Below are 13,435 nucleotides of genomic sequence, written 5' to 3'. Positions count from 1 at the left end.
GTGGCCGCGCTCCTCGGCTGCGACGGCGGCTGGCTCCCGGCGGCACCCGGGCAGGACGCGCCCGGCGAGGCGGCCACTCTCCTTGCCCGCCGCCCCGGGACGGCCGCGGCTGTGGCGCACTTCTCTAGTACCAGCCCCTCTAGAACCGGCCCCTCGTTTCGAGGCTTTTTGAAATGAGGGATCCGGCTGCCGCGCCCCTGGTTGCATCGGTGTCCCGACAGGCAAGGGAGAGAACAACTAATGGGACATCTCGGACGCGCGGCGTTGGCATCCCTGGTGACGGCCGTGGCCGCGTTCACGGTGACGGCCGCGGCGCCTTCCGCCGCCTGGGGCGATCCCGGCCATCAGGCGGTGGCCAAGAGCGCCTCGGTCAGGACCGGTTCGGTCAAGACCGGGTGGCTGTGGCCGGGGCAGACCCTCAAGCCCGGTCAGAGCGTCCGCTCGAACGGCGGCGAGTACGTCCTGACGCAGCAGGAGGACGGGAACCTGGTGCTGCGCAACGGGGCCAAGGTCCTCTGGAACACGGCGACCGCCGGTGCGAACGGCGCCGTGACCGTGATGCAGCTTGACGGGAACCTGGTCGTCCGCCAGGGCGGCAAGCCGCTGTGGGACTCGCACACCGGAGGCCAGGACGGCGCCAGGCTGGCCGTGCAGGACGACGGAAACCTCGTCCTGTACGACGAGGACGGCAAGCCGCTGTGGAGCCGCCACACGCTGATCGCCAAGCTGCTGCCCGGCCAGCGGCTCCAGGCCGGTGACTTCGTGCGCTCCCTCAACCGCAAGTTCAAGTTCGTCCAGGGGATCGACGGCAACCTCGTGCTCTACAGCGGCTCGCGGCCCCTGTGGGACACCGAGACCCAGAGCCGTGACGGCGTGTTCACGGCCATGCAGCCCGACGGCAACCTCGTGGTGCGGTCCGCCGGCGGCAAGGCGCTGTGGGCCAGCAACACCGGCCGCAACCCCGGCGCCTGGCTGGCCGTGCAGAACGACGGCAACGCCGTCATCTACTCCAAGGGCGGCGAGCCGCTCTGGTCCACCGAGACCGGCGGCGGCAACTGACGCCCTGAAGACCCGCGGACGGGCCCACCTCCCCCGGCAGGCCCGTCCGCGCAGGCGGGCGGGCCGGGCTCGCGTCAGGCGAGCAACCGGTCCCCGATCCAGCCTCCCGGCGCGCATCCCGGCGGGACGGCGAAAACCGCGGAGCCGACCGGAGTGATCCACTCATTGAGCAGATCACCCTCGGCCAGCCTGCGCTGCACGGGAATGAACTGGCGGCCGATGTCGGCCTGATAGGACACGAAGATCAACCCCGAGTCCGAGCTGCCATCGGCCGCCACCCCCTCGTCGTAGTTGTACGGCCTGCGCAGGATGCGCTGCCCCGGATCGTTCACCCTGGCCCTCCTGATGTGGGCGTACTCCGGGATGACGGGGAAGCCCAGCCGGTTGAGGCGGGAGAAGTCCGGCTCGTCGCGCTCCGCCCGGCCCGTCAGCGGGGCGCCGGTATCCAGGCGGCGCCCGATCGTGAACTCCCTGGCCACGCGGTCGGCGGCGTCCCACGTCTCCAGGTTCATGCGGATGCGGCGCAGCACCAAGGTGGTGCCGCCACGCAGCCACTCGGGCCCCTCGCTGATCCACACGGCCCGGTCGAGGTCCGCGGGGTTGACCGTGCCGTCGAGCTGGCCCATCAGGTTGCGCTGGGTCGTGCCGGGGGAGTGCGCGTGGGCGCTGCGCCTGAATCCGCGCTGGGTCCACCGCACCCGCGCGAACGACCGCGCGTCCTTGACGACCATCCGCAGCGCGTGGGCGACGGTGACCGGGTCGTCGGCGCAGACCTGCACCAGCAGGTCGCCTCCGCTCCACCGCCTGTCGAGCCGGTCGATGGAGAACGCGGGCAGCGCGGCCACCGGCGACTTCACCCCGGCGGACGCGAACAGTCCCGGACCGAAGCCGAACGTGATGGTCAGCCGGGCGGGGTCGGCGGCGAGCTCGGGTTCGGTGTCGGCGAGCGCCGGCCGCCCCTGGGTGAGGCGGCGGGCGTCGTCGGTGAGCAACTGCAGCAGGCGGACGATCGCCTCCTTGTCACTGCCCGGCCGCAGATCCAGCCCGAGGAACACCGCGTGGGCCTGCGGCTCGGTGGCGATCCCCGCCTGGTGCGCGCCGTCGAACGGCTCCACGGCCCTGGCGGAGACGGCCGTGGGCTCGGTGTGTGTCGCGGCGGGGCCCGTGGTGTGCATCGCGGTCGGCTTGGCGGGTGTCACGGTGGAGGCGCCGTCCCGTGTCAGCCCGCCCGCCACCGGCAGCGTGGCGCCCCCGGCCAGCAGCGCCCGCCGGCTGATCCCGGACGCCATCAGTGCCCGGCGCCGTGCTGGTAGTCCTCCTTGGCCCCGGCGAAGTCCTTGCCCACCGCGGTGAACTCCAGCGGCGAGCCGTCCTTGACCGTCAGCGTGAACGGGATCCGCGCCCCCGGCTTCACCTCTTCGGTGACGCCCATCAGCATGATGTGGTCACCGCCCGGCCTGAGCTCGTGGGTGCCGCGGGCCGGGACCACGAACCCGCCCTCCTTGGGCCGCATGACCATCTTGCCGCCAGACTCCACGACCTCGTGCAGCTCGATCTTCGGCGACAGCGGCGAGGTCCCGGCCACGACCGCGATGTCGGCGTCGGTGGTGTTGACCAGGGTGCCGAACGCGGCGGTCATCCCCATCTTGGTGGTCTTGACCCAGGGGTCGGTGATGGTGAGCGCGCTCCCGGCCGCGGCGGGAGTGGCGGCACCGGTGGGGGCGGTGGTGGTCTGGGCGGTGGGCTGAGAGCCGCACGCGCCAAGGGCGGCCACGGCGGCCAGTATCAGGACATGACGGGAGAAACGGTGCGAGAACACGGGGGACGCCTTTCCGGCCGGACGCGGGCATGCCGAAGCAGCCCGTCCGGACATAGCTATCGAAAACGGGAAATGTCAGGCGAATTCGATAGCCCTCGGCGGTCCCCGCCTGCTCACCGCGTACCGCAGCACGGCCGGGCGAAGCACCGGCGGCTCCACCCTGCCAGGAGGCGCGAGGAGAGGCGTCCACGAGGCGAGCAGGCGCAGCGCCAGCAGGCGAACGGCGAGCCGCCGCAGCAGCGCCCAGAACAGCGCCTCGCCCCGAGCCAGCCACAGCGCGGTCAGGCCGGTGGCCCAGGCGTGCGCCACCAGCATGCCGAGCCCCGGCACCAGCCCCGAGTGGACGTGCGCCATCACCTCGATCGGTGAGGCGGCGTGCGCCAGCGAGAACGCCACGTGCATGGCCACCTGCAGTCCGCCGAGCAGGGGCAGGATCGCGCCGAACGTCCGCTCGCGTCCCGACAGCGGGTACGCCACCGCGAACGCCGCGCCCAGCGCGCCGGCCATGGCCCCCGGCGACACCGCGCCACCCGCGAAGACGTGCGCCCCCCAGCCCAGCCCGAGGCACACCCCGGCGAACACCGCGGTGCGCAGGAGGCGGAACGGCATGGACGCGGACACAGTGCCGCCATCATTCCACGACCCCACCCCGCCCGCTGATCGAACCCGGCAGTAAGCCCGCGACGGCCGGAACCGGCCCGAACAACCGACCCCACGCCGGAACCGGCCCGAACAACCGACCCCACGCTGGAGCGGGACGCCTGCGACCAACCGCAAATAACTGCTGACTACTGCTGACTACTTCTGATTACTGCTGATTCGCTGCGGATCGCAGGCATAATGACGCGCAATGCCGACAATTCAGGATCTGTCAACGTATGCCGCGGCGATCGCTCCCGTCGTCAACGCGGTCCACGTGAACGTCCACGCCTCGGCTCGCCAGGCGGCCGCCGCCCACGCCGAGTCGTGCGGCGTAACTCCTGGACTCCTCGCCGACCTGCGCTACGTGCTGCCGCTCCGCCCCCTCACCCGCCGCGAGCTGTCGGCCGTCTACCGGTACGGCAGCGCCGCCGACCTCGACGCCGAGATCCGCGACCACCTCGACCAGGACACCGTTACCGAGGGCCGGGAAGGACTCCTTCGCGTCGCGCCCAGGGGGTTGGCGTTCATCGACGGGCTCTACGCCGTGCACGCCGCCACCACCCGGCGCATCTGGGCCGCGCACGACCTGGGGCCCCTCGCCGCTCTCGCCGGCCGGGTCCTGTGCCACGCCGGGCGCGACCGGGGTGGCGCCCTGGAGGTCATGGCTCCGCCGTACGAGCCGGAGGGCACGCCGGCGGGGGTGCTGCTGTTCAACCGGCTGGCCGCGCTCCGCTACCACCGGGCCGACGCCCACGCCGCCGCCTGGGAGGCGGCCGGGTTCACGGCGGGCACGATCGTCGACCTGCAGGGCGGCCCGCGGCGCGACGGCATCGAGGACGACACCAACCGCCGGGCCGCGCAGCCGTACCAGTGCCTGACCACCGACGAACGCGGGACGCTGTTCGAAGGGCTCCTCACACTTCTCTGAAGGTCGCGTAACACGCGCCGCGACAACACGATGGACTTGCCGTCGCCCATGGGGGCCTCCAGAGTGGTGTGCCTGTGTGTCGGCGTCCGTCGGCGATCCCAAAGTTCGCAAATTGCCACCTTCAGGTAACCAGCGGCAAGGAGCACTATGGTCGAGTACCCCTGTGAGGAGGGTGTGCCGTGGATCACGACCTGCCCGGCGGAGCGAGGCTGATCGTCGGGGTGGACGAGACGCCTGCCTCGCGCTGGGCCCTGGCCTGGGCCATCGGCGCGGCCCGGCTGCACCGCATGGCGCTCGTGGCGGTGCACGTGAGCCGCGCGCCGGTCCATCCGTTCCCCGAGGCGCTGCCCGTGCAGCACGCGATCAAGGCGGGCGAGGAGGCCCGGTGCGCCGAGATCATCGCGGGCTCGTTCGAGGACGTGGCGGGCGGGGTGCCCGACGACCTGCGGACGGTCGTGGTCGGCAGGGTGGGCGACCCCGGCTACCACCTCGTCGACCTGGCCCGCGAGGGTGACCTGCTCGTGCTCGGCCGCAGCAGGCGCGGGCTGCTCAGCCGGATCCTCCTGCCTTCGACCAGCATGTACTGCGCGCGTCACGCCAAGGCGACGCTCGTCATCGTGCAGCAGCCCTCGCCGCCCGAAGAGCCCGAGCATTCGGGCGAGCGGGTCAGGCGCTTCTGGAGCCGCCGGCACCCCCAGCCGTAGCCGACGCTTCGTTCACGGGCCGGTCTTTCGCCGGCCGCAGCGACTGGCGCAGCAGCCGCAGGCCCCCCGGGATGGCGTCCTGCCGGATGGCGCCATAGCCGATGATCAGGCCGTGCTGGGCCGGCTCCTCCCCGCAGTGCGCCTCGAGCGGGTCAACCGCCAAGCCGGGCGCCGGCCGTACCGACACGCCGGCAGCCAGGCGGGCGCAGATGTGCAGGCCCGCGGCCGACGGCACCACGCGAAGTCGCTCGTCCCGCGAGAGGGCGTCGGCGATCAGCGCGTGCCTGGCGGCGTACTCGCGGGTCGCCTTCCTGATGTGCCGGGCCAGCAGGCCCTCGTCGATGAAGCGCGCGAGCGCGGCCTGCGTGGGCAGCGCGCCGTGCCAGTCGGTCAGCTGCCTGGCGGCGCGCAGCGCGGGCGCGAGCGAGGCGGGCGCGACCAGGAAGCCGAGCCGCAGCGCCGGCAGCAGCGCCTTGGAGAACGAGCCGACGTACACGACCCTGCCCGCCCGGTCCAGGCTCTGCAGCGGCTCCAGCGGGCGGTCGCCGAAGCGGAACTCGCTGTCGTAGTCGTCCTCGATGATCACGGCCTGCCGCCGTTCGGCCCAGGCGAGCAGCGCCGCGCGCCGCGCCAGCGACATCGGCGTGCCGAGCGGGAACTGGTGGGACGGGGTGACGTACACCAGCCGAGCGGTGCTCGGGATGGCCGGGACGTCGATACCCTCGCCGTCCACGGGCACCCCGGCGACGCGCGCGCCGAGAGAGCGGAACAGCAGCCGCGCCGGCCGGTAGCCGGGCTCCTCGACCGCCACGCAGGCCCCCGGCTCGATCAGCACCCGCCCGATGAGGTCGAGCGCCTGCTGCGCGCCGTTGGTGATGAGCACGTCACCGGTTCCCGCCCGCACCGAACGGCTGATGCCGATGTGCCGCGCGATTGCCTCCCGCAGCCCCTCGTGCCCCGACGGGTCGCCGTACCCTGCCGCCGCCGCGTTCGCGCGCAGCTCACGGGCCACGAGCCTGCGCCACGCCTCCATCGGGAACAGCCGCGGATCCGGTACGCCGACCCGGAAGTCGTACTCCGCCGGGGCCGTGGGCGCGACCACATCGGGGAGTGAACGCCAGAGGGCGCGCGGCTGCACCACCCCGCGCGGCGCCGCCCTACTCCGCACCGGCTCCGCCGACACGAACGTCCCCGCACCCGCCCGCCCCACCAGGAACCCGTCGGCCACCAGCCGGTCGTAGGCCACGGCCACCGTGTTGCGCGAGATCTCCAGCTGCCGTGCCAGCTCGCGCGTCGGCGGCAGCCGCTCGCCCGACCGGAGCCGCCCGTCGAGGATCGCCTCCAGGAACTGGCGGTACACCTGTGCGGCGAGGTCGCCGCGGCCCGTCAGGGTCACGTGGACGTCCATGCTTGGCCCAATCACTTCACCGGAAATTGGCGCTTATAACAGGACAAGATAGACCTCAAGATTGGCGTCATGACAGAACGTGCGAAGCTCACCGGCGGGGCCGCCCCAAAGACTCTCGACCCGCGACCGGACGGGCGTCTCCACCCGGTGACCCCGAGCCGGTGACCCCCGAGCCGGTGACCCCAGGGCCGGTGACCCACGAGCCGGTGACCCCCAGGCCGGTGACCCCCGAGCCGTCCAAGGCCTGATCCGTTGACACCGGCCACCACGCACACGCCGCCCGCGCGCTCCTCGACGGCGGTCCGGCGGACACTCACCCTCGCCCAGCTGACGAACTCGATCGGCGACGGCGCGTACCTCGTCACCTCGGCCCTCTACTTCGCCAGGATCGTGGGCCTTTCGGCCGGGGAGATCGGGTTCGGGCTCACGCTCGGCTGGGCCGTCGGCGCGGTCGCCGGGGTGCCGCTCGGCCACCTGGCCGACCGCCGCGGCCCACGCGGGGTCGCCGTGCTCCTCGCGATCTCCACCGCCGCCGCGGTCGCGTCGTTCACGCTCATCCGGTCGTTCGCGCTGTTCGTGCTGGTGGCCTGCCTGTACGGCGCCGCGCAGACGGGCCTGTCGGCCGTCCGCCAGGCCCTGCTCGCCGCCCTGATCGAACCGGCCAAGCGGACCGAGGTACGAGCCACCCTCCAGTCGACGCTGAACGGTGGCCTCGCCGTCGGAGCCGCGCTGGGCGGTCTCGCGCTGCACTTCGGGAGCCGGGAGGCGTACCTCACGATCCTCGCCGTGGACGTCGCCGGCTTCCTGACCGCCGCCCTGATCCTCCTCCGCCTCCCCGCGGTGGCCCCCGTACCTGGTGGGACCACGGCACCGGTACGGACTGGAACAGTGGGGACGGCCGGGGAAAGGGCAATCACCCAGACCACCCCCAGACTGGCCGTCCTCCGCGACCGCCCATACGCACTGATCACCCTGATCAACACGGTGATGCTCTTCTACATGCCGCTGCTCAGCCTGATCGTCCCGCTCTGGATCACCCAGCGCACCGCCGCGCCCGCCTGGCTGGTCTCGGCCCTGTTCCTGGTGAACACGGGTGGCGTCCTGCTCTTCCAGGTTCGCGTCGCCAGGCGAGTGCGGGGCCTCCCGGAAGCCTCGGCGGCGGTACGTCACGCCGGCCTGATCATGCTGGCGGCCTGCGCGGTGTTCGCCCTGTCGGCGGCCGGATCCTCGGCCTGGCTCGCCGGGGCGGTGCTGTTGGCGGCGGTCGTGCTCCAGGTCGTCGCCGAGATGCTGCTGGCCTCGGGCGCCTGGGAGATCTCGTTCGGCCTGGCACCGGCGGACAAGCAGGGGCAGTACCAGGGCTTCTTCGGCACCGGAACCGCCCTGGCCAGGATGCTCGGCCCCGCGGTGCTCACCACGGTGGTCATCGGCTGGGGCGCGGCCGGCTGGCTGCTGGTGGGCGCGGTGTTCCTGGCGGCTGGCGCGGCCATGGCGCCGGCGGTCAGATGGGCGGAACGCACCCGCCCGGCGCAGTCACCGCCGCGAACGCCGTCGCGCTAACGCGCGGCCACCTCGTACCCCGCCTCCTCTACGGCCGCGAAGACGGCCGCATCCTGAACCGGGCTCTCGCTGCCCACCGTGAGCAGCCCGGTGGACAGGTCCACCTCGACCGACGTCACCCCCGCCACCTCGGCCACCTCTTCCTTCACCGAACTGACGCAGTGGCCGCAGGTCATCCCTTTGACGGTGTAGGTTGCAGTGCTCACGGTGCCTCCTCCATTCCAGTGCAAGCCAGGCTACACCGTACCTCCCCAGGGTATCCACGAATCCAAGCCGATCGCCCGAACCCCGAGCAGGACGGACGGAACCCGGGAGCAGGACGGCACCCCGGAGCAGGAGGAGACCATGCCCGGGGAAGAGAACGGGTACCGCCCAGGCGAGATTCCCGTTCCTTCACGCCAACCCTCCCGCTCTCCCCAGCCACGCACAGCGAAAAGCGCCGCCGCCCCCTTCACCGATGACCGTCCCGCCAGACCTAGATCCAACCTCCCCCCGAAATATCACCATTTGCCCACCCACGAGCGGACGCAACCCCCACCGAGCCGCGTACCAAACCACTCCCTGTGCCTGATCCAACCGGAGCTCGCGAGAGGCGGAGCGCACCCCACCCCACCCCCGCCTGCCTGGCCATACTTTGCACATTCCGTACATCTGTCCCGTGCGCAACACAGGGAGCGCACCCATCCCTTGCTAGGCTGCATGTCTACCGTTGGGTCTCACCCAGCAGGTGAGGCCATCGAAGAAGTGGGGTCACACCGTGAAGAAGCTGCTTGTTCTGGCGCTGGTCGCCCTTGGGGGGCTGCTGATCTGGCGCAAGGTGCAGGCTGATCGCGCCGAGCTCGATCTCTGGACCGAGGCCACCGGCAGCGACAACTGATCGCCTGGCGAGGCGATGAGTGACGTCGTCCCCATCCAGCTGGCGTGCCTGGACCTGGCTGGCACAACAGTCGGTGACATCGACATGGTCGAGCGCGCCTTCGCGGAGGCGATCGCCACGCAGGGCATAGTCCCCGGGACGGGAGCCTACGCGCGTGCCATGGTTCACGTGCACCGGTCCCGGGGCTGCCCCAAGATCGATGTCTTCCGAGGGATCTTCCCCGGCAACGAGGCCCAGGCCCAGGCGGCGAACCTCACGTTCGAACGCTCCTACGAAGGCGCACTCGAACGAGCAGGTCTCGTCGTCATGCCCGGAGTGATCGAGGTCATCGACAAGCTCCGCGGCTCCGGCATCAAACTCGCCCTCATCACCGGCTTCAGCCGCACCACGATGAGCCGCGTCCTCAGCGTCCTCGGCTGGGACGGCAAGATCGACCTCGCCATCTGCCCGGAGGACGCCGGCGGCCGCGGCCGCCCGTGGCCCGACATGGTCCTTCACGCCATCCTCCGCCTCGGCATCGAAGACGTACGCCAGGTGGCGCTGATCGGCGACTCCGAAAGCGACATGCTCTGCGGCCGCCGCGCAGGCGCCTCGATCGTCGCCGGCGTCATGACGGGCGCCCACAGCCGCGAACGCCTCCTCAAGGGCGGCGCCACCCACATCCTCGACTCGATAGCCGACTTCCCCAGCCTGATCCTCACGGACGACGTGGCCCCGGACCACATACCGGCTTCAGCCCGGTAAGCTGTTCGACCGAAGGGGCCTTAGCTCAGCTGGCAGAGCGCCTGCTTTGCAAGCAGGATGTCAGCGGTTCGAATCCGCTAGGCTCCACCGCAGGTCAAAGGCCACTTCCCATGATCGGGAAGTGGCCTTTTCGATCTTGTACAGCAGCAGAATACAGCTACGAGTCCAGACGGTCACCCAGCATCTTGAGGGCCTTGCGCGTCTCCTCGGACGAGACCTCGCTGTACATGTTCATGGTCACCGAGATCTGCGAGTGGCGCAGGATCTGCATGGCCACGCGCGGGTGGACGTCGAGGGCGACGAGTAAGGACGCGCAGGTCTTGCGGGTGGCGTGGACGCTTGCGCACCTTGGCCTTGTCGCAGGCGCCTGCGAAGCTGCGCCGGAAGTTGGACGGCTCCACCGGTCGGCCGCTGGCGGTGGTGAAGACGAGGCCGGTCTCGTGCCAGCTGTCCCCTGCTGCTTCGCGGGCGGCGTCGCGTGCCCGTTGACGGGCACGGAGCGCGGTCGTGACGGGGGTCCGGATGACAAAGCCTCAGGCCCCCGGGCGGGTCTCGATCAGCCCTTCCTCCAGCCCTTCCTCGCGCAGGACGGCGAGGGCGTTTCCAATGGTTGCGCGGTTACGGCTGGAGGCGGGCCGGGCGGTGGCCAGGTGCCGCAGGGCCTGGCGGGAGGGCGGCGTCCAGGCGCTGCGGTCCAGGGGGCCGGTGCCGGGGATACACACGCTCCACCTTCTATGCGAACACCCTCAGACCGGAAATCGTCACGGATGGCGCCCTTCCAATTACTGAAGCCGTCTTTACTTTTATTTGCGGCTTATGTGATGATCGCTTGGTTTGTCTCGTCTGCGGAATGGCTGGAGTGAACACACGACGGTCAACAGCTGGCTTATCCTTTCTGATGCGCGGCGTCTGCCTGATCGCCGCAGTGACGCTGCCCATCTCACTGATGGCGGCACCCGCGATCGCGCGCCCCACGCCACCCCCCACTCCCATCTCCAAAACTTCGCCGAGCCCCGCCGCAAGCCCAACCGATGCCGCAATGGTGAAGGCCAAGAAGAACAATAAGCGCGTCGAGATCGAGGCATTGCGCTCCGAGACCGCGACCTATTTCGCTAACCCCGACGGCAAGACTGTGCACGCCGAGTTGTCCAGTGTCCCGGTCCGTATCAAGAAGGATGGCGGCTGGCGACCGATCGACACCACGTTGGTCGCGGAGAATGGCGTCCTGCGGCCTAAGGCCGCCTTGGGTGGCCTCGTGTTGTCGGCGGGTGAAGATACCGTCGCCGTGACCTACACTCGCGAAAAGGGCCGGGCAGCGATCGCCGCTCCCACCGCGTTACCCAAGCCGATGGTCAAGGGGAACATCGCCACCTATCCTTCGGCTTACGGGCCAGGTATCGACCTGGTCGTTACCGTCACCCCTAGCGGATTCCGGCACGATGTGGTGATCCGGCAGCGGCCTGCCAAGGACCTCAAGATCCCTGTGCCGATGCGTCTGCCCAAAGGCCTCAAGCTCGGCAATGGGCCGGACAAAACGCCCGGCGTGCTGGATGCCAAGGGCAAGGAGATTGCCGACCTGACCGCAGCACCAATGATGGACGCCGCCGCGATGCAGGATCCCGACAAGGGACTCATCGACCAGGCCGCGGCCGAAGTTGCCGGCGACAGCATCGTTTTCACCGCGGGGTCCGCCTACCTCGACGATCCCGCAGTTACCTACCCGGTGACGGTGACCACGGCCTCGGAGACGTGGGAAGGCACCGGGATCGCCGGCGACACCCACGTCAGCAACGTCCGCCCCGATGGGGCTCTCAACGCGACGCTTCAATGGTTGCTGGCCGGCCGCTCGCACAGCGGCACCCAGACCCATCGCACCTACATCCGCTTCAACATCCACGGCACGCCGCTGGAAGGCGGCACCGTCCACAACGCTGACCTGCGTCTACACAACTTCAACTCGCACACCTGCAGCGACACCGACAGCCCAGGCATCGTCGCTCACCGCATAACCAGCGCGTGGACGGTGAACGAGATTACCTGGAACAATCAGCCGACGGTGGCCACCGCTGGGCAGTACGGCAATAAGGGTGCCTACAGTGCGACCATCCCCTGCCCCGAGGGCGAAGGCGAGCTGTACTACTCCATCGAGCAGATGACCCAGGCATGGATGGACGGCGAACCCGATGAAGGCGTCCGGCTCACTTCGCCGACAGAGACCGTCGCACAGAACTGGCGCTACTACCGCTCCGACGAGTACGGCGGTTACGACACCTACCCCTCCACCCCCCGCGGCCCCGTCCTCTTCATCGAGTTCACGCCCGCCGAGCGGCCAGTGAGCTCAGTTGCCTGGCGGTACGCCGGAGATCCCGAAGTGGCGACCTACGAGGAGATCGAGGCCCTCGCCAACGATCCCCTACGCGCTCGTGCAACGACGACAGTCACAGCCGACCCCATTGGCCCGACCTGGGAGGAGGCCCAGGCGGCCAGAGAGTCGGGTACCGAGTTTGACGTCCAGGAGGCTGAGCAGCAGGAACCCCTGCCGCATGAATCAGACCCGCCGGTCGAACCCGAACCCGACACGGATCCGCCTGCGGTGGTGGAGACATCGCCGATTCGGGACGCGACCGGTATCCCGGCCATGACACAGATCAAGGCCATCTTCAGCGAGGCAGTGACCGGTGCCGAGATCAGCGTGAAGGACTCCAGCGGTACGCTCGTACCCGGAACGCCTGTCTACGCGAATAAGACACTCACGTTCACCCCTTCGGCGCGTCTCGCTGCCGACAGCCGGTATTCGGTCAAGGTCATCGGGGCCTCTGACTACACGGGCAACAGCATGGCGCCTTACACCTGGGAGTTCATGACAGCCGACGCATCACGCGAAGGTCTGGTGGCTGCGTACGGTATGGAGGAGGGCTCAGGGACGGCTGTGGCGGACTCGTCCGGGAACGGCAACGCCGGAGTCGCTCAGGGGACCCACTGGGTGAGAGGCAAGTACGGCAACGCCCTGTCGTTCGACGGCGTCGATGCCTGGGTGACCGTCCCGCACAACCCGTCGTTGCGGCTGACCGACGAGATGACGCTGTCGGCCTGGGTCAAGCCTTCGGATGCCAGCGGCTATCGCACGGTGATCATGAAGGACCACGCCAACGGCTCCGCCTACGGCCTCTACTCCTCTGACGAAAATGGTCTACCGTCAGCCTGGATGCTCAAGCCGGACGCCATCCAGCACCACATTTTAAACGGATCCTCCCCGCTGCCTGTTGACGCCTGGAGCCATGTGGCCGTTACTTATGACGGCGCAAATGCCCAGCTGTATGTGAACGGGGCCCAGGTCGCCACCGCTGCCGTGACCGGAAGCCTGGTCGACGACAGCGGCGCTCTACACCTGGGCGGCAACACCAAGTGGGGCGAGTAGGGAGTCATCGACGAGGTCCGCATCTATAACCGCGCCCAGACCGCCACACAGATCCAGACGGACATGAACACTCCGGTGATGTCCGCGGCCACGACGCGGTTGTTGACCGAGGCGCGGACGGCAATGGCCGCCGATGACAACAACCCCCAGCCTCCGCCGGCGATCTATGAGTACCAGAGGATGACGCCGGACGACTGCAATCGAGGTTGAAATGCTGGAGTTACGGAGGGTCGAGGGTTAGGCCGGTGGCGGCGGTGAAGCCGTCCAGCAGGCCGT

13 protein-coding genes and 1 tRNA gene are annotated in these 13,435 nt (G+C 69.8%); 8 read left to right on the top strand and 6 right to left on the bottom strand.

The features are described 5' to 3' along the window. Positions 1-240: 240 nt before the first annotated feature. Positions 241-1,059 carry a curculin domain-containing protein gene (locus DQW85_RS10910; protein ID WP_113700230.1) on the top strand — a complete coding sequence of 273 codons (819 nt, stop codon included), beginning with the start codon at positions 241-243 and terminating at the stop codon, positions 1,057-1,059. Between the two features lie 74 nt (positions 1,060-1,133). Here the strand turns inward: DQW85_RS10910 and DQW85_RS10905 are convergent, their stop codons facing one another. The 3 genes from DQW85_RS10905 to DQW85_RS10895 all read right to left on the bottom strand — a co-directional run bounded on the left by DQW85_RS10905 (position 1,134) and on the right by DQW85_RS10895 (position 3,487). Next, entirely contained in the window at positions 1,134-2,348 is a 1,215-nt protein-coding gene (locus DQW85_RS10905; protein ID WP_113700229.1) for a Dyp-type peroxidase, read from the bottom strand. Next, complete coding sequence (locus DQW85_RS10900; protein WP_240197083.1) at positions 2,348-2,878, bottom strand: copper chaperone PCu(A)C; 531 nt, start codon at positions 2,876-2,878, stop codon at positions 2,348-2,350. The genes DQW85_RS10905 and DQW85_RS10900 overlap by 1 nt, the downstream gene beginning before the upstream one ends. A gap of 75 nt (positions 2,879-2,953) precedes the next feature. After that, the gene (locus DQW85_RS10895; RefSeq protein ID WP_162794888.1) at positions 2,954-3,487 is read right to left on the bottom strand and encodes an MFS transporter; all 534 of its coding nucleotides are present in this window, start codon (positions 3,485-3,487) and stop codon (positions 2,954-2,956) included. Between the two features lie 241 nt (positions 3,488-3,728). On the opposite strand from DQW85_RS10895, the gene DQW85_RS10890 reads away from it, so the two are divergent. Together DQW85_RS10890 and DQW85_RS10885 are read left to right on the top strand one after the other, a co-directional pair. Then, complete coding sequence (locus DQW85_RS10890; RefSeq protein ID WP_113700226.1) at positions 3,729-4,448, top strand: hypothetical protein; 720 nt, start codon at positions 3,729-3,731, stop codon at positions 4,446-4,448. Positions 4,449-4,627: 179 nt separating this feature from the next. Continuing rightward, complete coding sequence (locus DQW85_RS10885) at positions 4,628-5,152, top strand: universal stress protein (RefSeq protein ID WP_113700225.1); 525 nt, start codon at positions 4,628-4,630, stop codon at positions 5,150-5,152. Here DQW85_RS10885 and pdxR read toward each other — a convergent pair. After that, positions 5,115-6,548, bottom strand: a complete 1,434-nt coding sequence (gene pdxR / locus DQW85_RS10880; RefSeq protein WP_240197082.1) for a MocR-like pyridoxine biosynthesis transcription factor PdxR — start codon at positions 6,546-6,548, stop codon at positions 5,115-5,117. The genes DQW85_RS10885 and pdxR overlap by 38 nt on opposite strands. A gap of 264 nt (positions 6,549-6,812) precedes the next feature. Here pdxR and DQW85_RS10875 point away from each other — a divergent pair, with 264 nt between their 5' ends. Next, positions 6,813-8,120 (top strand): MFS transporter, encoded by a 1,308-nt coding sequence (locus DQW85_RS10875; RefSeq protein WP_113700223.1) that lies wholly within the window; start codon positions 6,813-6,815, stop codon positions 8,118-8,120. On the opposite strand, the gene DQW85_RS10870 is transcribed toward DQW85_RS10875, so the two are convergent. Next, a complete protein-coding gene (locus tag DQW85_RS10870; protein ID WP_113700222.1) occupies positions 8,117-8,326 on the bottom strand; it encodes a heavy-metal-associated domain-containing protein in 210 nt (69 codons plus the stop codon). The two genes, DQW85_RS10875 and DQW85_RS10870, sit on opposite strands and share 4 nt — an antisense overlap. Before the next feature lie 551 nt (positions 8,327-8,877). Between DQW85_RS10870 and DQW85_RS46730 the strand changes: the two genes are divergently transcribed. The 3 genes from DQW85_RS46730 (at position 8,878) to DQW85_RS10860 (ending at position 9,828) form a co-directional block, all read left to right on the top strand. Continuing rightward, positions 8,878-8,997 (top strand): DLW-39 family protein, encoded by a 120-nt coding sequence (locus DQW85_RS46730; protein WP_240197081.1) that lies wholly within the window; start codon positions 8,878-8,880, stop codon positions 8,995-8,997. 15 nt (positions 8,998-9,012) lie between these two features. Then, a complete protein-coding gene (locus DQW85_RS10865) occupies positions 9,013-9,741 on the top strand; it encodes an HAD-IA family hydrolase (protein ID WP_113700221.1) in 729 nt (242 codons plus the stop codon). Between the two features lie 14 nt (positions 9,742-9,755). Continuing rightward, positions 9,756-9,828: transfer RNA gene (locus DQW85_RS10860), tRNA-Ala, on the top strand. A gap of 446 nt (positions 9,829-10,274) precedes the next feature. Here DQW85_RS10860 and DQW85_RS10850 read toward each other — a convergent pair. After that, positions 10,275-10,463: a hypothetical protein gene (locus DQW85_RS10850; protein ID WP_113700220.1), complete on the bottom strand. Its 189-nt coding sequence runs from the start codon at positions 10,461-10,463 to the stop codon at positions 10,275-10,277. A 176-nt stretch (positions 10,464-10,639) separates the two neighbouring features. Between DQW85_RS10850 and DQW85_RS10845 the strand changes: the two genes are divergently transcribed. Next, positions 10,640-13,159 carry a DNRLRE domain-containing protein gene (locus tag DQW85_RS10845; RefSeq protein WP_162794887.1) on the top strand — a complete coding sequence of 840 codons (2,520 nt, stop codon included), beginning with the start codon at positions 10,640-10,642 and terminating at the stop codon, positions 13,157-13,159. The last annotated feature ends 276 nt before the right edge of the window (positions 13,160-13,435 follow it).

It is taken from the genome of Nonomuraea lactucae (assembly GCF_003313395.1).
GTDB classification, from domain to species: Bacteria; Actinomycetota; Actinomycetes; order Streptosporangiales; family Streptosporangiaceae; genus Nonomuraea; species Nonomuraea lactucae.
This window is presented reverse-complemented; position numbering and strand designations above follow the sequence as displayed.